We start from the raw sequence: 26649 nt of genomic DNA on the forward strand, positions 1-26649 counted from the left end.
GATCGCCATTTTGTGCATGCTGCCGATTCCAAGCTGGGCGCAGGGCTATGCTGGTCTGGGCGGGTCAGCCGATGGGTTCGAAATCCCCCAGCGCGGCTATCAGTTCGAGTTTCCCAAGGACCATGGGCCACATCCCGCGTTTCGAATCGAATGGTGGTATCTCACTGCAACCCTGACGGGCGACGATGGTCGCGACTATGGTATTCAGTGGACGCTGTTCAGATCCGCATTGAAACCGTTCGAAACCGAAGGCTGGCAAAGCCCGCAAATTTGGATGGGCCATGCCGCGGTTACCACACCTGAAACCCACTACTTCGCAGAACGTTTGTCGCGTGGTGGCATTGGGCAGGCCGGGGCAACGGCACTGCCTTTTTCGGCATGGATTGATGAATGGCAGATGAGCGGGCCCAATTTTGACACCCTGACCCTCACCGCAAACGGTGAAGATTTTGGGTATGATTTGTCACTGAAAGCCCAAGGTCCATTGGTCTTTCACGGGGAAAATGGCTATTCTATAAAATCAGCCGATGGACAAGCCAGTCACTACTATTCCCAACCGTCGTACAGAGTCGAAGGCGTGCTGCACCTGCCTGAGGGAGACATGGCGGTCACTGGAAATGGATGGTTGGATCGGGAGTGGTCCTCGCAACCTCTGGCCGAGGATCAAAGCGGGTGGGATTGGTTCTCGCTCAGCTTCGATGACGGGGACAAGTTGATGGCATTTCGTCTGCGCGGAGACCGGGGTGATTTCACGTCAGCAACCTGGATCAGCACAGATGGGTCTGCCGTGGCTTTGCCGGATGGTTCCGCCAGTTTCACACCGCTGGAAACCGCACGTGTTGCAGGCCGCGACGTTCCGGTGGAGTGGCGCGTGACTGTGCCAGATCGTGGTGTCGATGTGGAAGTGTCCGCGTTGGTGCCAGATGCCTGGATGGCCACCCGTTTTGAGTATTGGGAAGGTCCTGTGGCTGTCACCGGCACCCATCAGGGGCGCGGGTATCTGGAGATGACGGGTTACTGACCGAAAGTGCCGCCGTCTGTTGTGCCAATCGGGCGCGTCCGATTTTGTTCAGAAAAAAATGCGAAGCCCAAGAGAGCTTCGCATATCAACAAAAACGTATTTGGCGGGTTTTCCCTAACGGACAACATAGACCGAGACAGTTGAATGCCGCACAACCCGTGCTGCGTTCGGTCCCAACAAATAATCCTTCAGATCTGGTTTATGAGCGCCAATCACGATCAGGTCTGAACCCGCACCTTCTGCCGTTTTCAGGATCTCTTGATACGCCGTGCCCGTCGCCACCACATGCCGTATCTTTTCATTGCGATCTGCACCCAGTGTGTTTGCGCACATCTTGGTCAGGTTGTTCTGCGCCTCTTCCAGTGCTTTGTCGTGAAAGTCAGGCTGGAAAAAGCCGGAAACCCAGCTTTCTCCAAAATCGGGAAGGACGGTGACGACATCCAACTGCGCGCCCTCAATGTCCGCCAGCGCAGCCGCCTTTTTCAGGACAGGTGCATCCAAATCTCCGTTGCTGATGTCGATGGCGCATAGAACAGAACTTGTCATGCTGGCACCTCTTGTCTGGCGGCACGGCCGCGTTGCAGGAAGGCGATCAGACCCAGCAATAGCATCGCCGGGATATAGATCAGCTGTTTCGGGGATTGGCTGGACGGCAAGCTGACCGAGGTCAGGCGCACCGCTTCATCGCCGTAGTAATCAAAGTTCCCCAGATTGTCGGCCACAGGTGTGCCAAACAAAGGTTCTTCGAGTTTGACCAACCCATCTTCGGGGACCAGCAGCAGACCCATGGCTTCGACCCGGGCAGAACCACCATCTTCGTCACCAACGGTAACGACAACAGTTGTATCGACCATTTCCAACGTATCAAAATCCGGGCCTTGGACCACCAGCCGGACCTCGGTTCCGGGCGGTGTTTCACCTATGGTTTCCTCGAACGCGGCTGGTTCAACAGTTGTAAACGGTGGTGAGATCCGGTCCATGAAGTAGTCCGGCCGGAACAGCGCAAAGGCCACAAAGATCAGGGCAATGCTTTCATAGATGCGGCTATGGGTGAGAAAGTACCCCATTGTTCCCGCCGTAAAGACAAGGATCGCTATTGTCGCAAATATGGCGACTGTTATGCCTTCCACCCACGTGACGTCGATCAACAGCAGGTCCGTGTTGAAGATAAACACAAACGGCAGCGCCACAGTTCGAAGCGAATAGAAGAAAGCGATAAACCCGGTTTTGATCGCATCCCCACCCGAGACGGCAGCCGCAGCGAAACTTGCTAAGCCCACCGGCGGCGTTACGTCCGCCATGATGCCGAAATAGAAGACGAACAAGTGCACCGCGATCAGTGGCACGATCAGGCCGCTTTGCGCCCCCAGTTCGACGACAACGCCGGCCATCAAGGAACTGACCACGATGTAGTTCGCTGTCGTTGGCAGCCCCATGCCCAGGATCAGGCTGAGTATACCAACCATTACCAGCATCAGGATCAGGTTACCTCCCGACAGGAACTCGACCAGATCGGCCATGACCTGCCCGACACCCGTCAGTGTCACCGTGCCCACAATCACGCCCGCGGTGGCCGTGGCCAATGCGATACCAATCATGTTGCGTGCGCCATCGATCATGCCCTGCCAAAGGTCGGCGACACCATCGATAAACGTGTCATACATGTTGCTCTGACCCCGGAAAATCGCCTTCAGGGGTTTCTGAGTCAACAGGATCACAAACAGCAACGCGGTGGCCCAGAAGGCCGACAAGCCCGGTGACTTCTGCTCGATCATCAGGAAGTAAACCAACACGATGATCGGCAGCAGGTAGTGCAGACCGGCTTTGTAGATATCCGCGATAACAGGCAAAGTTACTTCTTTTGCATTTGGGTCATCAGGCTCTAGATCCGGCACCTGAGCGGCCAGATACAGCAATGCCACATAGATGGCGCAGATGATAAGGCTCAGTATCAACCCCGCCGATGACGGCGCCCAACTGGTCACAGCTTCGACCGGGAATTGCGAGCCATAGCACAGCCCGGCGAAGACCAGGAAGAAGGACAGCATCCCGACAACGGTACGCGCCAGCTTTACGTCGCGGTCGCCCAGGGTGGGCATGTTCCGCTTCACCGCCTCAAGGTGCACGATATAGACCAGCGCGATGTAAGAAATCGCGGCAGGAAGGAAGGCATGCGTGATCACCTCGACATAGGAAATGCCGACATATTCCACCATCAGAAACGCCGCAGCGCCCATTACCGGCGGCATGATCTGACCGTTCACGGACGAGGCGACCTCGACCGAACCCGCCTGCTCACTGCTGAAACCAACGCGTTTCATCAGCGGGATGGTGAAGGTACCGGTGGTGACAACGTTGGCAATGGACGAACCCGAGATCAAACCGGTTGCAGCCGACCCTACGACGGCCGCTTTGGCGGGGCCGCCACGCAGGTGACCCAGCGCACCAAACGCCATCTTGATAAAGTAGTTCCCTGCCCCAGCCTTATCCAGCAAGGCCCCGAATAGAACGAAGAGGAACACGAATTTCGTCGAAACACCCAACGCAATCCCGAACACGCCCTCGGACGTGATCCACATATGGCTCATAGCCTTCTTCAGGCTGGCGCCTTTCCAGCGGATGACTTCCGGGACCCAATCGGAGGAGCCGAAGAATACATAAACCAGGAATATTGTAGCAATGATCGCCATCGCCGGGCCAAGCGCGCGGCGCGCGGCCTCGAACAGCAGGATCAAGCCACCTAAAGCAATCCATTTGTCCGTATCGTCGGCGAGACCACCAGCATCGACGATCTTGTTATAGAAAAAATAGCCATACAGCGCGACAAACGCGCCCAAAACGCCCATCATCCAGTCCTGAACGGGAATATGATCCCGCGGGCTGGATTTCAGAGCCGGATAAGCCGCAAAGGCCAGAAACATCGCAAAGGCCAGATGGAATTGACGCGCGTTGTTAACAACGCTTCCCGGCAAGACGTAATTGGAAATAGGTGAGGCCAAAACGACCTGAAAAATCGACCAGAGCGCTGCCACAATGGCCAGGAAAATCCCGACATTGCCGACCGGATTGCGTCCGCCTGCATCAGACGAGGCTACAAGTTCCTGCAGCTCTTCTTCGGATAGCGGACGATTGGATTGTGAATCGGAACTCATGACATGTCTCCCCGTCGCGGCCTTTTCGGCCTTCTAACTTGCCCGTTTGATACGGGTTTGGTGCAGGGCGCCCATGGGCACCCTGCTTCAAGTCCGGATTACTGGATCCAGCCTTTTTCTTTGTAGTACTTCTCGGCGCCCGGATGCAGCGGAGCCGACAGGCCGTCCGCGATCATTTCCTCGGGCTTGAGGTTGGCAAATGCGGGGTGCAGCTTTTTGAAGTCATCGAAGTTTTCGAAGACCGAGCTGACCACCGCGTAAACCGCATCATCCGACACGTCTGCCGACGTCACGAAGGTTGCGCCCACACCAAAGGTCTGGGTATCGCCATCAGAACCGCGATACATGCCGCCAGGAATGGTTGCGGTCCGGTAGAACGAATTGTCGTCGACCAGTTTGCTGACGGCATCGCCGCTGACGTTCACCAGAACCGAGTCACAGGCTGTGGTCGCTTCCTGGATCGAACCCGATGGGTGACCGACAGTGTAGACCATCGCGTCGATCTGGTTGTCGCACAGAGCTGCGGACTGTTCTGCCGCCTTCAGCTCGGTCGCCAGTTCGAAATCACCGGTGGTCCAACCCATTTCGCCCAACAGGACTTCCATGGTGCCGCGCTGACCGGAACCAGGGTTACCGATATTGACGCGTTTCCCCTTCAGATCCTCGAAATTGGTGACGCCGGAATCGGCACGGGCCACAACGGTAAAGGGCTCTGGGTGAACCGAGAACACGGCGCGCAGGTTTTCGAAAGGACCAGCCTCTTCGAATTTCGAGCTGCCGTTATAAGCGTGGTACTGCCAGTCGGACTGCGCCACGCCAAACTCCAGCTCGCCTTCGCGGATGGTGTTGATGTTGTAGACGGAACCGCCGGTCGATTCGACCGAGCAGCGTACGCCATGTTCCTTGCGTCCCTTGTTAACCAGGCGGCAAATCGCGCCGCCGGTCGGGTAGTAAACGCCGGTCACACCGCCGGTGCCGATAGTGATGAACTCTTCGGCATAAGCCGCCGGAGCCATCATGGCCGCGGTGACAAATGCGCCGAGGCTAAGCTTGCTGCTGTTTTTCATTTAAGAACTCCCATTTTTATTTTGCTGGTGGGGAAAAGGCTTAGACCCCTTATTCGGGGAACGCGCCGATAAGCCAGATCAGCCCGTCATGCAACGGCTGCACCTGAGTAAATTTTCCAATATCTCCCAACAATTTCGAGGTTTCATTCAGAGACACCAATTGTCAAGTCCAGCGCATCATTCATCTGCCCAAAGCAGCAAATCTGAGGAAGTTTTCAAAAGTTTCCCCGCTAATGGGCACGAGGGCGCCTTATCTGCCCTCTCACCAGCACAGGCAGCAAAGCGTCTTCGTTCAAGCGTCGGAATATTGAACCGCGCGTAGGTCCATATCAATCGCGAACAACACCCTACTACCGAAGATCCAGGGCGCCCGAACTGGTGTCAAAAAACCGAATCGAAACAATTGTTTCGAAACGCCTTTCAACGCCTGAGCTCAGGCGTTCGATGCACCCGAAATCGGTACTCTGCTCACTTATCCCGGGTTGGAATCTCGATGATTCCGAACAGGAACGCCGCAAATGCAGACTGGACCGAGATTGCTATCAAACTGAATCCTGCAGCGGTCAACCGTGTTGTCAGAGGGTTCGATATGTCGCCAAAACCAAGTAGAGCCCACTGCCCAAACGCGATGCCAAACAGAAGAAGGCCAAACAAAAGCAGCCAAAAAGCAAACAGGGCAATATTGTCGGTCGTTGCCCAGTTCCTAAGGATTTGGCTCGACCCCCCGACAGGCAACAGACCGCTGTTTGTCGCGATCATGCGTGCCAATGCTCCGAACGTCAGCAACTGGGTGCCAACGATTGTGATCAAGCAGGATGCCAGAAAGGTGTTCGTTCCAAGTTCGACAGATCCTGCTACGCGCACCGGGCCGAACATGAGAACGAGGGCTGTGATGCCGCCAATCAGTGTAAAGAACAGTCCTGGATACACAAAAAGCCATCTGGGGTTGTGCATCAGCAGGAACTTTAGGTGCCGCCACCCGTCTCGCCAGGTGCGCAAATGCGGCGGGCGACTTCTGCCATCAGGCTTGAGGGTTGTAGGTACCTCGGCAATTTTCAGGCGGCTCATCGCGGATCGGACCACCATCTCGGATGCAAATTCCATGCCGGATGTGTGCAGTTGAAGGTCCAGAATGGACTGACGCCGGAAACCGCGCATGCCACAATGAAAATCGCCGATACGGATATTAAAGAACAACCGACCGATAAAGCTCAGAACTGGATTGCCCAGATACCGGTGCAGAAACGGCATCGCGCCCTCGGCTATACCACCGCGGAATCGGTTTCCCATGACCAGATCATTTCCGGCCCGCAGTTCCTGAACAAATAACTCTAACTTGGAAAAATCATAGCTGTCGTCAGCGTCACCCATGATCACAAACGTTCCACGGGCTGCTTCGATACCGCCGGCCAATGCCGCGCCATACCCTTTTTGTTCGACATTCACGACCCTGGCCCCAAGACCTTCGGCAATCTCAATCGAACCGTCGGTGCTGCCATTGTCTGCGATCAGAACCTCGCCCCGAATGCCATCACGCGCGATGAAATCAAGCGCTTTTCGAACGCAGACCTCAATCGTTTCGGCCTCATTCAGGCACGGCATCAGGATCGTTAACTCGATCGCGTCAGACTCAACTGATGATTCTGTAACTTCTTGCTTCCCAACCAATGGAACCCACCTACTAAAAATAAAACAAATAACACTATCAGATTTACAGACAGGACATCGAAGTCAAGGACAGTCTGCAAAGGCGTAATTTTATTCACTCGGGATGAACATAAGCCAATCTACGGATACTTTGTTTAACAATTCGAAACAAGTTCGCGGAACACGATTTCCAGCAACGCCTCGCGTGTTTTGGCCGGTGGTCCCAGAGCTGGTAAACTTCGCCCTTTTGTAGATGTTGGGAAGAAGTCGATTCTGCGAAAAAGATCCGAATACAATCTCAAGAGAACAGCGCGTTGGCGTTAATCTCAAGGTTTGGTTTTGGATGAAAATGCGAATGACTCAGTGCCCAAGGAGAGGCGCGACCTCTCAAGATGCTACCACCGGGGGGCGTGAGTTCTATCACCTCTGTTTTGAACAGTATTTGCTTGTTTTCACTCACACAAACACATCAGGATCAGAACAAGAAAGTGTGGGTATGCGGAATACCGGTAAAGAAAAAACAGAGAGCAGGTTCCCCTAACTCTCTGTTTTTACCTTGGTACCCAAGGCCGGACTCGAACCGGCACGTCCGTTAGGACGGGGGATTTTGAATCCCCTGCGTCTACCATTCCGCCACTTGGGCCTCGGACACTGAATTAGCGTTCAACTCGACGAAGGTCCAGAGGCAAAAAACAACCAATACCCTGATTGTTTCTGCGACGGCGGTTGACGGTACTGCAGGTGCATGGTTTGGCTTGCACGGTCTGAGAATTGGATTTGAGTGCTTTATGTTGCGATCGTTGTACGACTGGACCATTCGGCTGGCAGAACACCCGCGTGCCCTGTGGGCACTGGCCGTCGTGGCTTTTGTCGAAAGTTCTTTTTTTCCAATTCCCCCTGACGTGCTGATGATTCCCATGATCCTGGCGCGCCCTTCGCGGGCCTGGCTGATCGCGTCGGTTGCCTTGGTGGCGTCTGTTCTGGGCGGCATGTTGGGTTATGCGATCGGGGCATTCTTCTATGACAGCATTGGCCAGCCCATTCTGGAATCCATGGGCAAAGCGCATGCCATGGAAGAGTTCAACACCCGCTTCAACGACTTTGGCTTCTGGGCTGTTCTTGCGGCCGGGATTACCCCTTTCCCCTACAAGGTCATCACCATCATGTCCGGCTGGACGGGGATGCCGCTGGGGACGTTTATCGCCACATCCATTCTGGCCCGAGCACTGCGATTCTTCTTGGTCGCTGGTTTGCTTTGGGGCTTTGGTGAACCGATCCGGGACTTTATCGAAAAGCGCCTGGGTCTGATGTTCACGTTGTTCATCATTCTGCTGTTTGGCGGATTCTTAGCGGTACGATACCTATGACAAAACGTGCGACTTACGTTGTTTTGGCTGCAGCCGGTTCTGCAGCATTGTTGCTGGCGGCCTGGAGCTTCCAGTATTTTGGCGGCTTGGCGCCCTGCAAAATGTGTATCTGGCAACGATACCCACATGGCGCGGCAGTTGCCGTCGGACTTGTTGCTCTGGCCTTGCCAAACGTTCGAATCTTGCCCCTGTTCGGCGCACTTGCTGCGGCAGTAACCTCCGGGATCGGAATCTATCATGCAGGGGTCGAGCGGGGATTCTGGGAAGGACCCAGCAGTTGTACTTCGGGCGACATCGGCGGGTTGTCTTCGCAAGAGTTGATGGAGCAGATTATGTCTGCCCCATTGGTGCGCTGCGATGATATCCCATGGGAAATGCTCGGCCTGTCGATGGCTGGATGGAATGCCCTGATTTCCGCCGGGCTGGTGCTGGTCTGGATCGCTGCCTGGCGCAGCCGCTGAACCTTACAGCTGATCCAATTCCGCGTCCCAATAGAGAAAATCGATCCAGCTCTCGTGCAAATGGTTCGGAGGGAACTTGCGGCCAATATTGCGCAACGCCTCGGCGTCGGGCTGTCGCGGTGGTTTGCGTAACGACATGCCTGCCTGACGCAAGGACTTTGACCCTTTGCGCAGGTTGCAGGGGCTGCAGGCCGCAACCACGTTTTGCCAGCTGGTCACCCCGCCTGCGGCGCGCGGCACCACGTGGTCAAACGTCAGGTCGCCTCGGCCACCGCAGTACTGACAGCAGAATTCGTCCCTCAGAAATAAATTAAAGCGCGTGAAGGCCACGCGCTTTCTGGGTTTTACATAGTCTTTCAACACAACGACCGAGGGTATTCGGATCTCGGTACTGGGACTGCGGACCACCTCGTCGTATTCGGCAACGATATCGACCCTGTCCAGCCAGGCTGCTTTGATCGCCTCCTGCCAGGGCCACAGAGACAGCGGATAATAGGACAAGGGGCGGTAATCGGCATTCAAAACCAATGCCGGGTGATGCTTGAGCGCACCTGGCTCCCTGACAAATTCGGTCCTGAAGTCTCCGTCCATGGTAGAATCGCCTCTCGCTCTCAGCTGCCCGTTTGTGACACCAGAGCGGAGAGCACCCGCCCCAGCCTTATGATGACTATATATCGTGTTAAATCTCTGACAAGCCCCGAGTTTCCACAATATGTCGAAGACTGGGTAAGCCTGTTCCGTAACAGAAGCATGACAGTTATCCACAGGTTGCATCCGATGCGGTGCTCGCGTTATGGCGGGCGCATGTCATGGTTCATTCGCTTCAACAAACCCTTTGATGTGCTGCCTCAGTTCACTGATCGCGCGAATGCCGACGCGCCACGCAGCACGCTTTCGGACTTCATAGATCTGCCCGGTGTCTATCCGGCGGGGCGGCTCGATCGCGACAGCGAAGGACTGATGTTGCTGACCGATGAAGGGCGCTTGCAAGCGCAGATTTCGGACCCGAAACACGAAATGGCCAAGACCTATTGGGTTCAGGTCGAAGGTGAGCCAGATGCCACCGCCCTCAAAGCATTGCGAGACGGGGTTGAATTGAAGGATGGCCAGACCCGCCCGGCCAAAGTGCGCGAGATAGACGAGCCGCCCATGCTGTGGCCCCGCACCCCACCGATCCGCGAACGCAAAACCGTTTCGGACAGCTGGATCGAGCTGACCTTGCGCGAAGGCAAGAACCGGCAGGTGCGCCGGATGACGGCTGCCGTTGGCCTGCCAACACTGCGGTTGATCCGATACCGGATCGGCGATTGGGCACTGGATGACCTTGCCCCCGGCCAGTGGGACAGTCTGCAAATGCCAGAACTAAAGGTCGCGCCGCAGCGCAAACGGGATCGCCGACCGCGCCGGTGACAGGTCATGGCCTGATCTGTTAGACTAACCCCATGAAACTGACGCCCGGCATACCTGCCCCAAGGGCCATTCTGGAAGCGGCGCTTTATGTCGATGATCTTGACGCGGCCGAACAGTTCTACGGAGAGGTCTTGGGCCTTGAACGCATCCAGCGTATCCCTGAACGGCATATATTTTACAAAATTGGCGACTCGGTTTTGCTGTTGTTCAACCCGGACCAAACCGAGCAACCTCCGACCAATCCGGATCTGCCAGTCCCACCGCATGGCGCCCGCGGCGCAGGCCATGTCTGCCTTGTACTGACCCGCCATGACATCGCCCTGATGCGCAAGCACCTGCTGGATTGGAACATTCCCGTGGATGCGGAGTTCGACTGGCCTGGCGGTGCACGATCCCTATATGTGCGCGACCCGGCAGGCAATTCCGTCGAATTTGCCGAAGGCTGGTTGTGGGATTGATCCGGCTTGCTTAGCCCAGGGGCTGCTTTTCACCGCCGACAACGCGGTGAATTTCGCTGGACACAATACCAACATCCGCCAGAACAGCCCGGAACGCCGCCATATGAGGCGTCGCAAAATGCGCCTCAAGCGCGGCCTGATCCTGCCATTCTTCATAAACCCGAAACCGGTTCGTATGGCCAAGAACCTGGCTGAATTCATAGGCAATGCAGCCCTGTTCCTTCAGCGTCTCAGCCACCATGATCAGCGCGGCATCACGCGCCTTTTCGACCCCGGCTTCAGCAACTTCGACAACACCAGTGACGATCAACATGGGCTCACTCCTTCAGGCTAAACCGTTTCGAGATTCTGTTCACCGGGGTGCCGTCGCGCAAGGGAACGCCATGAGCGATTGAAAAATCGCGGAATCCCATTTTTTCATAGTAACTTAACCCGGGAACATTATCTGCCCGTATCGTCGCATTGATGGTATGAAACCCCAGTGCACCTGCTGTTTTAGCCGTTTCACCAAACAACGCGCGCCCGGCGCCGCGCAACACCGGATCACGTCGGGTGAAGGTGGCAATATCGGCGCAGTCTTCGGGCAATGCCTCATTGCTGCCCAACCACTGAAACCCCGCCACGTCGCCCCGATCATCCAGCGCAACGTGACAGCAGATCTTGTCAACTCCATCCAGATAGCTTTGCACAAACAAAACCTCTGAAAACGGAATTTCATGCGCCGTAGTGCCCCCGGTGGCGATAATCTCATTGAGGATACGGCACGCCTCGGCCACGTCTTCACGCATCATTGGGCGGACGGTGATCATGGTCAGAGGCTCAGCTTGTCACGCATAAAGGCCAGCGCGACGCTCAACCCATCAGGCGCGATACCGTGACCGGTGCCTTTCATGACATGGGCGAAGACATCCTTGAATCCGGCCTCTTGCAAGGCTTCGGCGGCTTCGGGCAGCGACTGCGGCGGCACGACGTCGTCAGCGTCTCCGTGCACCAACAAAATCGGCATTCGGCTGACGACCTCATCTGCCAACATATCCGGTTCCAACAGACGGCCTGAGAAAGCGACGATCCCGGCAACCGGGTCTTCGCGCCGCGGGGCGACATGCAGGCTCATCATCGTACCTTGCGAAAAGCCGAACAAAACCACCTGCTCGGGCAATACATCTTCGTCCACCATCAAGGCATCGAGAAACGCGTCGAAATCCTCGGTCGCCATGTCCATACCACGGCGCGCCTCTTCCTCGGACGAGCCGTCGATCCATGGAATTGGAAACCACTGAAACCCATTGGGCATTCCGGGGATCTGTTCGGGTGCGTCAGGTGCCACAAACAACGTGTCGGGCAGATGCTCGCCCAACGGGTCTGCGAGCCCCAGCAGGTCGGCCCCGTTGGCGCCATAGCCGTGCACGAACACAACGACCGAGCGTGTGTCGCCCGAAACCGGCTCTTTCCGGAGCGCATTCAAAACCCGTGTCATCTGATCCCTTCTCTTTGTTTGGCCAGCCGGTAATAGGCCCACAAAACCCGGGCCGCAACCGACCGCCAGGGCGACCAGTCTTCAGCCATTTGCCGCAGTTCCTTGTCGGTGGGACGCTTGGGCAGGTCGTAAAGAACCCTGGCCGCTTCTTGCAGCGCCAGATCGCCTGGTGCGATCACATCAGCGCGGCCCAGTGAGAACATGGCGTATATCTCGGCTGTCCAAACCCCAATGCCGGGGACCTCGGTCAAAACAGCAATGACATCTGCATCAGGGAAATCCCGTAAGGCTTTGTAGTCAATTCGCGATTCGGCCAGCGCACGGGCATATCGAATCTTCTGACGGCTTAGGCCCACTGCACGCAAATCGTCATCTGTTGCCCACATAATCTTGCGCGGGCCCGTCAGCTTCGCGTCTTTCAACCGCTGCCAAATCGCGTTCGCCGACGCGACGCTGACCTGCTGACTGACAATGGCGCTGAGCAGTTGAGCGAACCCATCCGGGCGACGACGCAGGGGCAACGGGCCGGTCTGTTCCATTGCATAAGCCATGCGTGGACACGTATCAGCCAGCCATTCGGCCCCTTCGGTAACGCAATCCGGTGTTTCGATGATACGTCCGACTGTCATGCGTTCTCCGGCTTCAATGACAGCCTGCACGTTAGGCGGCTTTGTCGCATATGCAACCCGCTTGTGTGCAATCGTTTTCGCCGATACGGATATGCCCATGACAATGACCAGCTCCGCCCCGGACAATTCTCAGGCCAAGCGCAACGTCGCCGTTCTAGTGGCCGCGCAATCTGTTCTAGGTGCACAGATGCCGATGATTTTCATCGTTGGCGGGCTGGCTGGACAATCGCTGGCGACCAATCCCTGCCTCGCGACCCTGCCCATATCATTGATCGTTTTGGGATCAATGCTGGCGGCAACGCCAATCTCGGGCATTATGCAGAGATGGGGACGCAGGGTTGGGTTCCTGGTCGGCGCAACAGCGGGGGCTTTCGGCGGTTTGGTCGGTGCATATGGCCTGTTCCTCGGGTCTTTCCCGATCTTCCTTCTGGGCAGCCTGTTAACCGGCATTTACATGAGCGCACACGGGTTTTATCGATTTGCTGCAGCCGACACAGCATCGGATGAGTTTCGTCCCAAAGCGATTTCCTACGTCATGGCAGGTGGGTTGGCGGCTGCGATCATCGGACCTCAGATCGTCAAACTGACCTCAGAGGCCTATGTGATTCCCTTTTTGGGCACCTACATCGCGGTGATCGCATTGAACGTTGTCGGGTCGGGTCTGTTCTTCTTTCTCGACATCCCTACACCGCCGAAACCCACGGCAGATGCGCCCAAAGGACGGTCACGGCTGGAGCTGCTGAAGACCCCGCGTATCGCAGTGGCGATCATCTGCGCCATGGTTTCTTACGCGCTGATGAACCTTGTGATGACATCCACACCGCTGGCGGTTGTCGGGTGTGGTTTCACCGCGAATGACGCCGCCGACGTGGTGACCACCCATGTGTTGGCAATGTATGTGCCAAGCTTCTTCACCGGCCATCTGATCGCACGGTTTGGTGTCGAGAAAATCGTGGCGCTTGGCCTGGCCATCCTTGCCGGAGCCGGCGTGGTGGCCTTGCAAGGGGTCGAGCTGGCCAATTTCTTCGTGGCGCTGATCCTGTTGGGTATCGGTTGGAATTTCGGCTTTATCGGCGCAACCAGCATGTTGGCTGCCTCGCACGAAGTGCATGAGCGGGGACGGATGCAGGGTCTGAATGACCTGCTTGTGTTTGGCGGCGTCACCGTTGCGTCACTGGCCTCTGGTGGATTAATGAACTGCTCTGGCGGCTCACCGGTCGAAGGTTGGACCGCGGTGAACCTGGCGATGATTCCCCTGCTGACACTGGCAGGTGGCGCGCTGTTGTGGTTGATACTGCGCCCCGCTGATCCGGAAACCGTCTGATCACCAGCGACCGGACGCTGCCGTCCACATCAACGACAAGCGTCGACGCATCTCACCCTGTGTCAAAGCACCTGCAGCGACCCGTTCGGGCTGCGCGATAACGTGTTTCAAAATCCACTCCGCCTGCCAACCGACATATAACGCGGGCCGCGCCTGATCCGACACCGCAGCCCGGTTCGACCTGGCCTTTTCAATACGGTCCAGCGCGGATTCTGCCAATTGCTTCACGCCTGCGGACGTTCCATCGAGCAACGGAATACGTCCCCGCGCTTCGAGATCAGGGATGGCGCGGAACCAGTTCGCAACGCCTGCGCCATAACCAAAGTCCCGCACAACCTCTTCATCCGCCGCACCAAGGGCTTGCGCTGCGGCAACCAAAAGGGTGCCGCTGCTGTGATCGATATAAGCGTCAAAATGGGCCTGATCTTCGAACGGGTCGCGATAGATGTCCCATCGTCGCACGGCGACATATTCGTCCAGCTTTTCGGCCAGATGCGGCGAAAGAACCCGCGACAAGGGCGTCACCACCTCGTGCCGTCGCACCGTTGGACCTTGGGTAATTTCCTGTAACGCATCGCGCCACCACTGCAGGCGCATCTCGGCAATCATTGCCTCTTGTGTCACCCACGGGGCGCGCGCCACCTCGACATTCAGTGCGTAAATCGGGAACAGAACCGCACGCGCGGCGACCGGCGCCGCCATCGCCGCAAGAAACCGGTCCGGGTCGGCTTTGTGGACCAGAGCAGCACAGGCTTTGACGTCTTCGTCAAAGGAAACGCTCACTCTGCCGCTGCCTTCTGTGGCCCACAGTCCCGCACCAGTTTCCACTGGATCGCATCCAGCAACGCCTCGAACGAGGCATCGACTATGTTCGCACTGACGCCCACAGTAGACCAGCGCCGCCCCTGCCCGTCTTCGCTATCGATAATAACGCGCGTGACAGCTTCGGTGCCGCCCTGCGTTATCCGGACTTTGAAGTCGACCAGATGCATGTCATCCAGGATTGGGGAATACTGACCCAGATCCTTAGCCAAAGCCTTAGCCAATGCGTTCACTGGGCCCCTATCACTGCCATGCTCGTCATGAGATTCGCTGACCGACAGTTTCTTTTCCCCGTCGACCTTCACCACCACAACCGCCTCTGACAGGCTGACCATCTGGTTGTACTTGTTCTTGCGCCGCTCAACAGTGACCTTGTAGCGCTTGACCTCGAAGAACTCGGGCAGTTGGCCCAGCTCGTCCCGGGCCAGCAGTTCGAAACTGGCCTGCGCCGTGTCATAGGAATAGCCTTGGGATTCGCGCTGCTTGATCCGGTCCAGAATGCGCCCCAACGCCGGATCACCCGCTTCGACCGTCAGCCCCGCCTCGGTCAGGCGTTTGCGCAGATTTGACTGCCCGGCCTGATTAGACATCGGAATGATGCGCGCGTTGCCGACCGTGGCCGGATCGACATGTTCATAGGTTGACGGGTCCTTCAGGATCGCACTGGCATGCAACCCGGCTTTATGCGCAAAGGCCGAGGCCCCGACATAGGCTGTTTGCTTGCTCGGCACCCGGTTCAGGATATCATCCAACATCCGGCTGATCCGTGTCAGACTTGCCAGCGCTTCTTGGCTGACGCCAATGTCAAAAGTCGAGGCGTAGGGGTCTTTCAAGAGCAATGTCGGGATTAGTGAGGTCAGGTTGGCGTTGCCACAGCGTTCGCCCAACCCGTTCAATGTGCCTTGGATCTGTCGCGCCCCGGCATCAACCGCCGCCAGAGAACACGCCACCGCATTCTCAGTATCGTTATGGGTGTGGATGCCCAGCCGGCCCCCTGGAAAACCGGCGGCAACCAAGTCCGACACAATGCGCCCAACCTCGGCAGGCAAAGCGCCGCCGTTTGTGTCGCACAGCACGACCCAGCGCGCGCCCGCATCCAATGCGGCCCGGCACACCTGGACCGCGTATTCGGGATTGTCCTTGTAACCGTCAAAGAAATGCTCGGCATCAAACAGCGCCTCGCGCCCCTGCGCCACGATATGCGCGACCGAGGCGCGGACGTTCTCAACATTCTCTTCCAGCGGGATGCCAAGCGCGTGGGTGACATGGTAGTCATGCGACTTGCCCACCAGACACACGGCCTGCGTGCCAGCATTCATCACAGCGGCCAGAACATCGTCATTCTCTGCCGACCGGCCAGACCGTTTGGTCATCCCAAACGCCGTCAACCGTGCCGAGGACTTGGGCGCCGTGTCAAAAAACGCACTGTCCGTCGGGTTCGCCCCGGGCCAGCCGCCTTCGATGTAATCCACTCCCAACTCGTCCAAGGCTTGCGCGATTTGCACCTTTTCAGCAGTCGAGAACTGCACGCCCTGCGTTTGTTGCCCGTCGCGCAGGGTTGTGTCGTAAAGATAGAGGCGTTCTTTGGTCATCACACGTCTTCCAACTTGGCGGCGTCGAACCCCGCTCCGGGAACCAGTTCAACCGCATCTTTGCTCATCCGAACTTCAAGTCCAGCGGCAATATACGCGGCTTTCAGGCGATCAACCTCGGAAAAATCCTTGCTCTTCATCGCGTCAACACGTGCATTCGCCAGTATTGCGGCGTGAGATGCCAAATCCACGGCACCGGTTTCCGCCCACGCCCCCATCTCAGAAGACAACAAACCGAGGATTTGCGCGCCAGCCAAAAGCTCCGCCGCATCTCCGTTGGCGGCAAGTCGGTGCAATTCGGCAATGGCGCCTGCAGTGTTCAGGTCATCCGCCAGTGCACCGACAACCGAAGGCGCCGCGCTGGCGGCGGGCTCGATGCCCGCTGTCAGCGCCCGCCACTTGCGCAATGTCGCCTCAGCCTCGCGCGCCTTTTTCTCGGTCCAATCCATAGGCTTGCGGTAATGGGTTTGCAGGAAGACAAATCGGATCACTTCACCCGGCACGCCCTGCTCCAGCAAATCATGCACGGTGAAAAAGTTGCCCAAAGATTTGGACATCTTCTTACCCTCGACCTGCAACATCTCATTGTGCAGCCAGACATTGGCAAACTGACCCTCGGGATGGGCACATTTACTCTGGGCGATCTCGTTTTCATGGTGCGGAAACATCAGGTCGTTACCGCCGCCGTGAATATCAAAGCTGTCGCCTAACAATTCATAGCTCATGGCCGAGCATTCGATGTGCCAGCCGGGACGGCCCCGGCCCCAAGGCGACTCCCACCCAGGCAGGTCATCGGTCGACGGTTTCCAAAGCACGAAATCCATCGGGTTCTTTTTGTAGGGCGCGACTTCAACACGTGCACCGGCGATCATGTCATCGACCGAGCGACCCGACAGCTTGCCGTAATCCTCTTTCCAGGTATCGACCGCAAACAGCACATGACCTTCGGCGGCATAGGCGTGCCCTTTGGCGATCAAATCTTCGATCATGGCGACCATCTGCGCTATGTATTGCGTAGCGCGCGGCATCTCCTCCGGCTCTAAAGCGCCCAAAGCGCCCATGTCTTGCAGATACCAACCGATGGTTTCGTCCGAACGTTCCTGTACCAGTTGCTCCAAAGACCCCTCGGCCCCAGCCTGTTTCCGCGACAGCGCCGTAGCGTTGATCTTGTCGTCCACGTCGGTGAAATTGCGCACATAAGTGACGTGTTCTGCGCCGTAAACATAGCGCAACAAGCGGTAAAGCACATCGAACACCACCACTGGCCGGGCATTGCCCAGATGGGCCCGGTCATAGACGGTTGGCCCACAGACATACATCCGCACGTTATCAGGATCGATTGGCACGAAGTCTTCCTTCGTCCGTGTCCGCGTGTTGTGCAGCTTGATCGGTGTCATCGGTCGGGCTCCTAAGAAACGGCATGCGCTTCGCGCGTTGGCGCGGGCTTAGCAACTTGTCTCAGGGATGAAAACGAAAGAAACCGGCCCGCTTGAGAATTCAGCAGGTAATGCAGCAGATAATGATGCAGGTCATCGGGTTCATGGGTCTTCGAGTATCACGTGATCAATCCCAAGCCAAGACTTGAGTTCAAACACGCAGCGCGGCACTGTACCGGGCATGAGCCGAGATCACGTCAATTCTATCTGCCGCGACCTGCCGGGGGCCGAATGGTCCGACCCTTGGGGTGGCGGTCATGATGCCTGGAAAATCGGCGACAAAATGTTCGCCTGCATTGGCATCAAGAATGACGGGGTTTCAGTCAAAACACCCGATATCGAAACCGCTCAGATGCTGATTGATGCGGGTGTAGGCGTCAAAGCCCCCTATTTTCATCGCAGTTGGGTGCGCCTGCCCTTCGATGCAGACGTTGAAGAAATGCGCCATCGTCTCACCGCGTCTTATGATCTGGTACGGGCCTCGCTTACGAAAAAAGCTCAGGCAGCTTTACCGCCGCGAAGCTGATTGACAATTGCCCTTGGCTCTGCCCCATTCGCCTGAAAGATCTTCAAGGGCGTAGCAATGAAACTGTCTCAGCGCATCACTCATCTGACCGAAGGCGGCAGCGACGGGTGGGATGTCTTTTATCGTGCACGGCGCATGATCAGCGAAGGACATGCGGTGACCGAGCTGACGATTGGTGAGCATGATGTTCGAACCGATCCGTCAATTCTGGCGGCGATGGAAATCTCTGCCCGGGGCGGGCACACCGGTTATGCCATGGTGCCGGGCACAGATATGTTGCGCGACACTGTTGCTGCGCGTGTTCAGATGCGCACCGGCGTTCCGACAACCCGCAACAACGTCATGATCACACCCGGCGGTCAGGCAGCTTTGTTTGCGGCACATATGGCAGTCTGCGATCCAGGGGATGTCGGCCTGTATCTTGAACCCTATTACGCCACCTACCCTGGCACCATACGAGGCGCAGGCGCCATCGCGCGCGCGGTCCAGACCACTGCCGAAGACGCGTTCCAACCCCGCGTCGAGCCGATCGTGGCCGCAGCGGATGGGGCCGTGTCGCTGTTGATCAACTCGCCAAACAACCCAACCGGTGTGGTCTATTCCCGCCAAACGCTTGAGAATATTTCTGATCTGTGTAAGCGGCGAGATCTTTGGCTGATCTCGGACGAGGTGTATGACACTCAGGTCTGGCAAGGCGAGCACCTTTCGCCCCGCGCCCTACCCGGCATGGCTGATCGCACGTTGGTCGTCGGATCAATGTCCAAGTCCCACGCCATGACAGGCTCTCGCTGCGGGTGGATTGTTGGCCCGGAAGAGGTGATCGATCACCTAATCAATCTTGCCACGCACACCACCTATGGCGTGCCCGGTTTCATTCAGGATGCGGCAAGTTTCGCTCTGAATGCAGGCTCGATCCTGGAAGAAGACATTGCCGCCCCGTTCCAACGTCGCCGTGCTTTGGCAATGGACCTGTTGGCAACTCAGAACACTGTCGGTTTGGTCCCCGCCCAAGGCGCGATGTATTTGATGCTGGACGTCCGCGCCACCGGTCTGAGCGGTGAGGGATTTGCCAATGCCCTGTTGGATACGCATTCAATTGCCGTCATGCCGGGTGAAAGCTTTGGGAGTGCCGCTGCAGGCCACGTTCGGGTCGCAATGACCATCGATGATGATCGGTTTGCGTCTGCCTTGAAAATCTTGTGCGAATTTGCGTCAACCCTTGCTGATCGTCAGGCCGCCGAATGATCGGTCTTAGAACCGAAAGGTTGTTCGCAGGTTGAACACGTTCGAATCAAGGCCGCCATTCGTTCGGGTCACATCATTGAAGTTTTGGCGCAGTGCTTCACCGCTGATGACGAAGTTTTCACCAATCGGATAGGCAACACCAATTCCGTAAACTGCTGCTGTGTCACTGGTAACAGATGTTTCCGCGCGCGCGGCACCAACAACCACATACCCAAGCGCGCTGCCAAAATCATACCCACCGCGCAACTTCAGGCTTGTCATACTGTCCAGGCTGCCCTGACTCTCACTCAGGTTCAGGGACAAACGGTTGTATTCAAGCTCACCACCCAGAACAAAATTGCCAAAGTCCCGATCATAACCGATATGTGCGCCAAAGGCCGCGTCATCGCCGCTGGATCCACCTGGACCATCTGCATCTGCGTAACCAAAGCTGAAACCCGCATAGGCCCCTGTCCAGTCCTCTGCCAAAGCAGAACCAGCACAGAAGATCGTCACCGAGACAATCAGCGCTGAAAGAGGTTTTATGCACGTCATCAAGACAGGTCCACGCATGCTTTCGGCCGACTACCAGCCATCAGTTGAAACTTGGTTCGCAATTGTCAGATTTCAATTCAGGTCGCGCTCCGCTCCTCATTAAGTGATCGAAGTATAACAGATTTCTCCCATAGCGGGAGAAAATTTGAGTCATGTATTGCCATAAGCTTTATGCCTTCCAACGCACTGCAGGTTTTTTTGGCACTGGTCGCAAACAGGACAGATTGTGTCGTCCCCAACTGGAACAGTTTGATCCATGATTTGCGAGGTCGCATGCACAATGAAGTCTGGAAAATCCGCCTGATCAGCCGCACCATTGGTGCGGACCGTGGGCGTGCCGCGCGGGGTCGTCCGCACGTGTCGTGAAACCATCTTCTCACGACACAGTTTATCGACCGGACCTGATACATGAACAACCAAACCAGACATACCTCGCGCAGCGGCGGACGCTCTGCGCGCCGTGCAGCCCGCGCATCCGCCCTGCCCGAACACCTGCGCCCAGTGCGCCCGGGAATGGAAGGCGGAACGTACAAACCGCTGACTCAGGCACAGGTGGAACGCATCCACGAAGCCGCCCTACAAGCATTGGAAACGATTGGCCTGGCCGATGCCCCACCAAGCGGAATTGACTATCTGGTTGGTGCCGGGTGCATTTTGGGCGATGACGGTCGCATTCGGTTCCCCCGCGCCTTGGTTGAAGACACGATTGCCAAGGCCAACCGATCGATCACCTTATACAGCCGCGATGGCAAAACGGATCTAGAGCTATCGGGGCCAAAAGTGCACTATGGCACCGCCGGGGCGGCCGTCAGCATGGTCGATGTCCACGGTCGCGAGTATCGTCATTCGACTGTGCAGGATTTGCACGACGCCTCGCGGATTTGCCAGCAACTGGACAACATTCACTTTGTTCAGCGACCGATGGTCTGTCGCGATATCGCCGACAATCTCGAAATGGATTTGAACACGGTTTATGCATGTACATCAGGTACATACAAACACATCGGCACCTCGTTCACTGAACCTGATCACGTCGCACCGGCAATAGAAATGCTGCACATGATCGCTGGCGGAGAAGACAAATGGCGCGAAAGGCCGTTCATGTCGAACTCCAATTGCTTTGTGGTTCCCCCGATGAAATTCGCCACCGAAAGCTGTCAGGTGATGGAGGAATGCATCAAAGCCGGAATGCCGGTGCTGTTATTGTCTGCCGGTATGGCCGGTGCCACAGCCCCTCCCACCATCGCCGGCGCGATCACGCAAGCGACCGCTGAATGCCTTGCCGGTCTGGTTTATGTAAACGCCGTAAGTCCCGGGGCCCCGGCGGTTTTTGGCACTTGGCCCTTCGGTCTGGATCTGCGCACGGGTGCGATGTCAATCGGGTCAGGCGAGCAGGCGCTTCTCAGCGCTGGATGCGCCCAGATGCACAAGTTTTACAACCTTCCGGGCGGCGCTGCGGCCGGGGCCTCGGATTCCAAGCTGCCCGACATGCAGGCGGGTTGGGAACAAATGTGCTCGAATGTCATGGCTGGGTTAGCAGGTTTGAATATGGTCTACGAAGCAGCAGGTATGCATGCGTCGCTGTTGGGGTTCTGCTTCGAAAGCCTGATCCTCGGTGATGACCTGATCGGGCAAGCCCTGCGGTGTGTACGTGGAATTGAAGTGTCGGATGAGACTTTGGCCCTGGATCAGATCGCCGAAGTTTGCATCGGCGGTCCTGGCCACTATCTGGGCACCGATGCGACACTAAGCCGGATGCAGGCCGATTATGTCTATCCCACCTTTGGCGATCGTACATCGCCCAAAGAATGGGTTGAATTGGGCAAACCTGATTTGCTGGATAAGGCAACGGCGCGGAAGGAAGAAATCCTGTCGGCCCCTTCACCTGCGAAATTTGACCCACTGCTTGATGATGAATTGCGTCGTAGATTCAACATTCACTTACCGACGTAAGATATTGAAAAAGCGGCCCGAAAGAATTCGGGCCGCCATTCATTCTTAGCGATTACCCATTGCTGGGCGGCAGCAAGCCTGCCTCTTGCGCAACGGCGATCTCATCCGCATCCAATGCGCCATCACCGTTTGCGTCCATTGCCGAGAAGCCATCAGTATCGACTTCGGGCAATACAGCCTGAACTTCTTCGATGGTCAGAACACCGTCTCCGTTGGTGTCAGCGGTGGACTGCGCCAGTACCATTGCTGGCAGTCCAAGTACGATTGCTGAGATAACAGCCAGATTTTGCGGTTTCATTACGTTGCCTCCTGAGTGACTTTTTACGTGTTTGTGTCCGGACAGGCACCAGAGACACCTTTGATCGGCGCCACACCACCCGCCTTGATCAAATCCGCCGGTTTCGCGCCAAACTCCGCGTGTTTGGCCGAGTCGGGTCCGCAATCCCCCGCTGGACGAAATGCAGGATCGACGGTTCGGCGGTTCTTACCCGACATGTTTGCGATAATCCGGCAAGGCTCTGCTCAAATCTGCGACTCGGGCCGTACAAAAAAAGAAAGGGGGCCGAAGCCCCCTGTTAGTTTCGCCTTCCAGGCTCATTTCGTTGACCGCCCGGTATTTTTTTGCCTGCGGCCTGGACTGCGCATGGAACGAGCGCACCCGTTCCGTGAGAGAGTGGGAAAGAGCATGTATTCCGCCCCACCCTGTTCCCGACCAACACGGGCATGCCGGTCGAGTGGAGCAAAGCAATTAGGTAAGCCTCAGGCTTTGCCTTGCTCCGAGTTCGTCAGGACCGGTTTACCGAGGGATAATCCGGCCCCTACACCCCGCGTGGCAGGGTGTTTTCTTTAGCTACACCCGCTGGTAGACCCGCAGGTATTGCATTTCATGCAGGTGCCGTTGCGCACCAGCGTGTAGTTTCCGCATTCTCCGCAAGGATCGCCCTCGTAGCCCTGCATTTTGGCTTTGGTGCGCGCATCCATTCCGGTTGCAACCTCGGCCACGACAGTTGTTTCGCTTTGCACTTCGAACTGGCTTGCTGATTCTGCCATTCCGTTCACTTCGGCTTGGCCACCGTTGAACACCACCAGATCTTGCGGCAGGCGTTTACGCAGATAGCCGGTCGAACTGATTTGTTTCAGCACCTCCAAGGATTTGGTCGCCGCGCTGTCGCTTATCTCGGATACGTTTGATACGCCCTCTTCCTCACCCCGACCCAGGTCGTCGAAAGATGCCCCTTCGGGTTTCACATGGGCCAGATCGGTTCGATCCAGATACGACACCGCCAGTTCGCGGAAGATGTAATCCAGGATCGATGTCGCATTCTTGATCGAATCGTTGCCCTGCACCATCCCCGCCGGTTCGAACTTGGTGAAGGTGAAGGCGTCGACGAATTCTTCCAGCGGCACGCCATATTGCAGGCCGACCGACACAGCGATGGCAAAGTTGTTCATCATCGCCCGGAAGCCAGCGCCTTCCTTGTGCATATCGATGAAGATCTCGCCCAGCTTGCCATCTTCGAACTCACCGGTCCGCAGATACACCTTGTGACCGCCCACGATCGCCTTCTGGGTATACCCTTTGCGGCGATGGGGCAGTTTTTCGCGATGGCTGCGGATGATTTCCTTGACCACCACCTTTTCGATGACCTTTTCGGCCAGCACGACGGCTTTTTCCTGTGGCGAACCGCTTTCCAGCACTTCCGCCGCTTCGTCATCGTCCTCGACCAAAGCTGCAGCCAGTGGTTGGCTAAGTTTCGAGCCGTCGCGGTACAGCGCGTTGGCCTTCACACCCAGCGACCAGCTCAGCTCATAGGCTTTCTGACAGTCTTCGATGCTCGCGTCATTCGGCATGTTGATCGTTTTCGAGATCGCACCCGAGATGAAGCTTTGCGCCGCAGCCATCATGGTGATGTGGCTGTCAACGCCCAGGAAACGCTTGCCTTTCTTACCGCACGGGTTGGCGCAGTCGAAGATCGAATAGTGCTCTTCCTTCAGGTGCGGCGCACCTTCCAGAGTCATGGTCCCGCAGACATGGTCGTTGGCCGCGTCGATATCGGCTTTGGTAAAGCCCAAGTGGCGCAGCAGATCAAACGTCGGGTCATTCAGCTTGGTCGCCGGGATGCCCAGAACGCCAGTGCAGAAATCTTCACCCAGCGTCCACTGGTTAAAGACGAACCGAATGTCGAACGCGCTTGCCAGCGCGGCGTCCACCTTGGCCAGCTCATTCGCGCCAAAACCGTGACCAGTCAACGAGGTGTGGTTGATCCCCGGCGCGTTGCCGATGGTGCCGTGACCGACCGCGTAAGACACGATCTCTTCAATCTGAGATGAAGAATACCCCTGCTTTTCCAGCGCAGCAGGCACCGAACGGTTGATGATCTTAAAGTAACCGCCACCGGCCAGCTTCTTGAACTTCACCAGAGCAAAATCAGGCTCGATCCCGGTTGTGTCACAGTCCATCACCAGACCGATTGTGCCGGTTGGCGCGATAACGGTGGCTTGTGCGTTGCGATAGCCGTTCTTTTCACCGAGGCTCAGCGCCTCATCCCAGGCTGACATTGCCAGATCGATCAGCCGTTTGTCCGGGCAATTGCCGTGGTCCAAAGGCACGGGTTTCACAGCCAGCTTTTCGTATCCGTCAGTCACCCCTTGGGATGCCCGGCGATGGTTACGCATCACGCGCAGCATATGGTCGGCGTTGCGCTCGTAGCCTTTGAAGGGGCCCAGTTCACCGGAAATCTCAGCCGAGGTCGCATAGGCCACACCGGTCATGATCGCGGTCAGCGCACCACAGATCGCCCGGCCCTCGTCCGAGTCGTAGCTGTGCCCCATGTTCATCAACAGGCCGCCAATATTGGCATAACCCAGACCCAGGGTACGGAAATCATAAGACAATTGCGCGATTTCCTTGGACGGGAACTGCGCCATCGTCACCGAGATTTCCAGTGTCAGGGTCCACAGGCGCGAGGCGTGCATATAGTCGGCCGCCTGAAACTCATCATCCTTGAGGAAGGTCAGCAGGTTCATCGACGCCAGGTTACAGGCCGTGTCATCGAGGAACATGTATTCCGAGCAGGGGTTCGAGCCGCGAATAGCACCGTCTTCGGGGCACGTGTGCCATTCGTTGACCGTGTCGTGGAATTGAATGCCCGGATCGGCACAGGCCCATGCTGCATGGCCGACCTTTTCCCAAAGATCGCGGGCCTTGACGGTGCGGGCGACCTTGCCATTGGTGCGGTTGATCAATTCCCAATCGGCATCTTTTTTGACAGCCGTCAGGAAGGCGTTGGTCACGCGGATCGAGTTGTTCGAATTCTGACCCGAAACCGAGTTGTAGGCTTCCGAATCCCAGTCCGTATCGTAGGTCGGGAATTCGATGCTGTCGTGACCCTGCTTGGCATAATCCAGCACACGCTTGATGTAAGTCTCTGGGATCGCGACTTTTTTGGCCTCACGAATGGCGGATTTCAGCCCGTCGTTCTTCTTGGGAACATACGCATCGTCCTGCGTTCCGTCCCACGTGCGGATAGCCTCGAAAATACCGTTCAGCATCTTCTCGTGCATCTTAGATCCAGCAACAATCGAGGCTACTTTCTGCTCTTCGATCACCTTCCATTCGATGAATTTCTCGATGTCCGGGTGATCTGCATCGACGATCACCATCTTTGCGGCCCGACGGGTTGTTCCGCCGGATTTGATCGCGCCTGCAGCACGATCACCGATCTTGAGGAAACCCATCAACCCCGAAGACTTGCCACCGCCCGAAAGCGCCTCACCGTCTGCGCGCAGATGGCTGAAGTTGGTTCCAGTACCAGAGCCATATTTGAACAGGCGCGCCTCACGCACCCACAAATCCATAATACCGCCCTCATTTACCAGATCGTCGTTCACGGACTGGATGAAACACGCATGCGGCTGAGGGTGTTCGTAAGCGGATTTCGATTTGGTCAGCTTGCCGGTCTTGTAATCGACATAGTGGTGTCCCTGTGCCGGGCCGTCGATCCCATATGCCCAATGCAGACCGGTGTTGAACCACTGTGGGCTGTTCGGTGCGGCGCGTTGCGTCGCCAGCATATAGCGCATCTCATCAAAATAAGCGCGCGCGTCTTCCTCGGTCGAGAAATAGCCGCCCTTCCAGCCCCAATAGGCCCAGGCGCCCGCCAGACGATCGAACACTTGCTTGGAAGAGGTTTCGCCTTCGAATTCTGCGCCATCGACGGGAATCGAGCGCCACAGGAATTCGGGAACGTCTTTCTCTTTGACCTTCTTCAGGTTGGTCGGAACACCAGCCTTGCGAAAATACTTCTGGGCGATGACGTCGCTGGCAACCTGACTCCAGCTGGACGGAACTTCGATTTCATCTAGGCGGAAGACGATCGTGCCATCAGGATTTCGGATTTCAGAGGTCGCTGAAACAAAGTCCAGATCCTCGTATGCGTCCTGCCCCGCTTTAGTGAATTTTCTTTCAATCTTCATGTCCGCCGCCCTGGTTCTGTCAATTGTCTCGTCACGCTACTTGGGGCTTTGA

25 protein-coding genes and 1 tRNA gene are annotated in these 26649 nt (G+C 56.8%); 9 read left to right on the forward strand and 17 right to left on the reverse strand.

Annotated elements, in window-relative coordinates:
* The first annotated feature begins 16 nt into the window (after positions 1 to 16).
* Positions 17 to 1021 carry a lipocalin-like domain-containing protein gene (locus D9K61_RS23045; RefSeq protein WP_120635509.1) on the forward strand — a complete coding sequence of 335 codons (1005 nt, stop codon included), beginning with the start codon at positions 17 to 19 and terminating at the stop codon, positions 1019 to 1021.
* Positions 1022 to 1135: 114 nt separating this feature from the next.
* Here D9K61_RS23045 and D9K61_RS23050 read toward each other — a convergent pair whose 3' ends face one another.
* The 5 genes from D9K61_RS23050 to D9K61_RS23070 form a co-directional block, all read right to left on the reverse strand.
* Positions 1136 to 1567 (reverse strand): universal stress protein, encoded by a 432-nt coding sequence (locus D9K61_RS23050; protein ID WP_120635510.1) that lies wholly within the window; start codon positions 1565 to 1567, stop codon positions 1136 to 1138.
* Positions 1564 to 4173, reverse strand: a complete 2610-nt coding sequence (locus D9K61_RS23055) for a TRAP transporter permease (protein ID WP_120635511.1) — start codon at positions 4171 to 4173, stop codon at positions 1564 to 1566. Before D9K61_RS23055 ends, D9K61_RS23050 begins: the two co-directional genes overlap by 4 nt.
* Positions 4174 to 4271: 98 nt before the next feature.
* Positions 4272 to 5240: a TAXI family TRAP transporter solute-binding subunit gene (locus D9K61_RS23060; protein ID WP_120635512.1), complete on the reverse strand. Its 969-nt coding sequence runs from the start codon at positions 5238 to 5240 to the stop codon at positions 4272 to 4274.
* A gap of 468 nt (positions 5241 to 5708) precedes the next feature.
* Positions 5709 to 6842, reverse strand: coding sequence for a glycosyltransferase family 2 protein (locus tag D9K61_RS23065; protein WP_120635682.1), 1134 nt, complete (start codon positions 6840 to 6842; stop codon positions 5709 to 5711).
* A gap of 602 nt (positions 6843 to 7444) precedes the next feature.
* A tRNA-Leu gene (locus D9K61_RS23070) sits at positions 7445 to 7530 on the reverse strand.
* Between the two features lie 145 nt (positions 7531 to 7675).
* Here D9K61_RS23070 and D9K61_RS23075 point away from each other — a divergent pair.
* Both D9K61_RS23075 and D9K61_RS23080 read left to right on the forward strand, forming a co-directional pair.
* The gene (locus tag D9K61_RS23075) at positions 7676 to 8254 is read left to right on the forward strand and encodes a YqaA family protein (protein ID WP_120635513.1); all 579 of its coding nucleotides are present in this window, start codon (positions 7676 to 7678) and stop codon (positions 8252 to 8254) included.
* On the forward strand, positions 8251 to 8715 hold the full coding sequence (locus tag D9K61_RS23080) for a disulfide bond formation protein B (RefSeq protein WP_120635514.1): 465 nt from the start codon (positions 8251 to 8253) through the stop codon (positions 8713 to 8715). Before D9K61_RS23075 ends, D9K61_RS23080 begins: the two co-directional genes overlap by 4 nt.
* 3 nt (positions 8716 to 8718) lie before the next feature.
* Here D9K61_RS23080 and D9K61_RS23085 read toward each other — a convergent pair whose 3' ends face one another.
* Positions 8719 to 9306, reverse strand: a complete 588-nt coding sequence (locus tag D9K61_RS23085; RefSeq protein WP_120635515.1) for an HNH endonuclease — start codon at positions 9304 to 9306, stop codon at positions 8719 to 8721.
* Between the two features lie 213 nt (positions 9307 to 9519).
* Here D9K61_RS23085 and D9K61_RS23090 point away from each other — a divergent pair, with 213 nt between their 5' ends.
* Together D9K61_RS23090 and D9K61_RS23095 are read left to right on the forward strand one after the other, a co-directional pair.
* On the forward strand, positions 9520 to 10125 hold the full coding sequence (locus tag D9K61_RS23090) for an rRNA large subunit pseudouridine synthase E (protein ID WP_120635516.1): 606 nt from the start codon (positions 9520 to 9522) through the stop codon (positions 10123 to 10125).
* Between the two features lie 32 nt (positions 10126 to 10157).
* Positions 10158 to 10583, forward strand: coding sequence for a VOC family protein (locus D9K61_RS23095; protein ID WP_120635517.1), 426 nt, complete (start codon positions 10158 to 10160; stop codon positions 10581 to 10583).
* A gap of 10 nt (positions 10584 to 10593) precedes the next feature.
* On the opposite strand, the gene D9K61_RS23100 is transcribed toward D9K61_RS23095, so the two are convergent.
* The 4 genes from D9K61_RS23100 to D9K61_RS23115 are packed head-to-tail and all read right to left on the reverse strand — an operon-like array spanning position 10594 to position 12689.
* Positions 10594 to 10896 carry a putative quinol monooxygenase gene (locus D9K61_RS23100; RefSeq protein WP_120635518.1) on the reverse strand — a complete coding sequence of 101 codons (303 nt, stop codon included), beginning with the start codon at positions 10894 to 10896 and terminating at the stop codon, positions 10594 to 10596.
* A gap of 4 nt (positions 10897 to 10900) precedes the next feature.
* Complete coding sequence (locus D9K61_RS23105) at positions 10901 to 11392, reverse strand: GNAT family N-acetyltransferase (RefSeq protein ID WP_162947003.1); 492 nt, start codon at positions 11390 to 11392, stop codon at positions 10901 to 10903.
* Positions 11393 to 11394: 2 nt separating this feature from the next.
* On the reverse strand, positions 11395 to 12060 hold the full coding sequence (locus tag D9K61_RS23110) for an alpha/beta hydrolase (RefSeq protein WP_120635520.1): 666 nt from the start codon (positions 12058 to 12060) through the stop codon (positions 11395 to 11397).
* Positions 12057 to 12689 carry a DNA-3-methyladenine glycosylase gene (locus tag D9K61_RS23115; RefSeq protein ID WP_120635683.1) on the reverse strand — a complete coding sequence of 211 codons (633 nt, stop codon included), beginning with the start codon at positions 12687 to 12689 and terminating at the stop codon, positions 12057 to 12059. Before D9K61_RS23115 ends, D9K61_RS23110 begins: the two co-directional genes overlap by 4 nt.
* 103 nt (positions 12690 to 12792) lie before the next feature.
* On the opposite strand from D9K61_RS23115, the gene D9K61_RS23120 reads away from it, so the two are divergent.
* Complete coding sequence (locus D9K61_RS23120; protein WP_371688493.1) at positions 12793 to 14013, forward strand: MFS transporter; 1221 nt, start codon at positions 12793 to 12795, stop codon at positions 14011 to 14013.
* Here D9K61_RS23120 and D9K61_RS23125 read toward each other — a convergent pair whose 3' ends face one another.
* The 3 genes from D9K61_RS23125 to cysS are packed head-to-tail and all read right to left on the reverse strand — an operon-like array spanning position 14014 to position 17824.
* Entirely contained in the window at positions 14014 to 14796 is a 783-nt protein-coding gene (locus tag D9K61_RS23125) for a squalene/phytoene synthase family protein (protein ID WP_120635522.1), read from the reverse strand.
* Positions 14793 to 16427, reverse strand: a complete 1635-nt coding sequence (cimA, locus tag D9K61_RS23130; RefSeq protein ID WP_120635523.1) for a citramalate synthase — start codon at positions 16425 to 16427, stop codon at positions 14793 to 14795. The genes D9K61_RS23125 and cimA overlap by 4 nt, the downstream gene beginning before the upstream one ends.
* The gene (gene cysS / locus D9K61_RS23135; protein ID WP_120635524.1) at positions 16427 to 17824 is read right to left on the reverse strand and encodes a cysteine--tRNA ligase; all 1398 of its coding nucleotides are present in this window, start codon (positions 17822 to 17824) and stop codon (positions 16427 to 16429) included. Before cysS ends, cimA begins: the two co-directional genes overlap by 1 nt.
* 220 nt (positions 17825 to 18044) lie before the next feature.
* On the opposite strand from cysS, the gene D9K61_RS23140 reads away from it, so the two are divergent.
* Both D9K61_RS23140 and D9K61_RS23145 read left to right on the forward strand, forming a co-directional pair.
* Entirely contained in the window at positions 18045 to 18389 is a 345-nt protein-coding gene (locus D9K61_RS23140) for an MmcQ/YjbR family DNA-binding protein (RefSeq protein ID WP_120635525.1), read from the forward strand.
* A gap of 57 nt (positions 18390 to 18446) precedes the next feature.
* Positions 18447 to 19634, forward strand: coding sequence for a pyridoxal phosphate-dependent aminotransferase (locus D9K61_RS23145; protein WP_120635526.1), 1188 nt, complete (start codon positions 18447 to 18449; stop codon positions 19632 to 19634).
* A gap of 6 nt (positions 19635 to 19640) precedes the next feature.
* On the opposite strand, the gene D9K61_RS23150 is transcribed toward D9K61_RS23145, so the two are convergent.
* Entirely contained in the window at positions 19641 to 20168 is a 528-nt protein-coding gene (locus D9K61_RS23150; protein ID WP_120635684.1) for an outer membrane protein, read from the reverse strand.
* A gap of 408 nt (positions 20169 to 20576) precedes the next feature.
* On the opposite strand from D9K61_RS23150, the gene D9K61_RS23160 reads away from it, so the two are divergent.
* A complete protein-coding gene (locus D9K61_RS23160; RefSeq protein WP_120635528.1) occupies positions 20577 to 22121 on the forward strand; it encodes a trimethylamine methyltransferase family protein in 1545 nt (514 codons plus the stop codon).
* 52 nt (positions 22122 to 22173) lie between these two features.
* Here D9K61_RS23160 and D9K61_RS23165 read toward each other — a convergent pair whose 3' ends face one another.
* The 3 genes from D9K61_RS23165 to D9K61_RS23170 form a co-directional block, all read right to left on the reverse strand.
* Positions 22174 to 22419, reverse strand: coding sequence for a hypothetical protein (locus tag D9K61_RS23165; protein ID WP_120635529.1), 246 nt, complete (start codon positions 22417 to 22419; stop codon positions 22174 to 22176).
* Positions 22420 to 22442: 23 nt separating this feature from the next.
* Positions 22443 to 22616 carry a hypothetical protein gene (locus D9K61_RS27085; RefSeq protein ID WP_162947004.1) on the reverse strand — a complete coding sequence of 58 codons (174 nt, stop codon included), beginning with the start codon at positions 22614 to 22616 and terminating at the stop codon, positions 22443 to 22445.
* 351 nt (positions 22617 to 22967) lie between these two features.
* Positions 22968 to 26597, reverse strand: coding sequence for a vitamin B12-dependent ribonucleotide reductase (locus tag D9K61_RS23170; RefSeq protein ID WP_120635530.1), 3630 nt, complete (start codon positions 26595 to 26597; stop codon positions 22968 to 22970).
* Positions 26598 to 26649 lie beyond the last annotated feature (52 nt).

The organism is Ruegeria sp. EL01 (genome assembly GCF_900313035.1).
Taxonomy (GTDB): domain Bacteria; phylum Pseudomonadota; class Alphaproteobacteria; order Rhodobacterales; family Rhodobacteraceae; genus Ruegeria.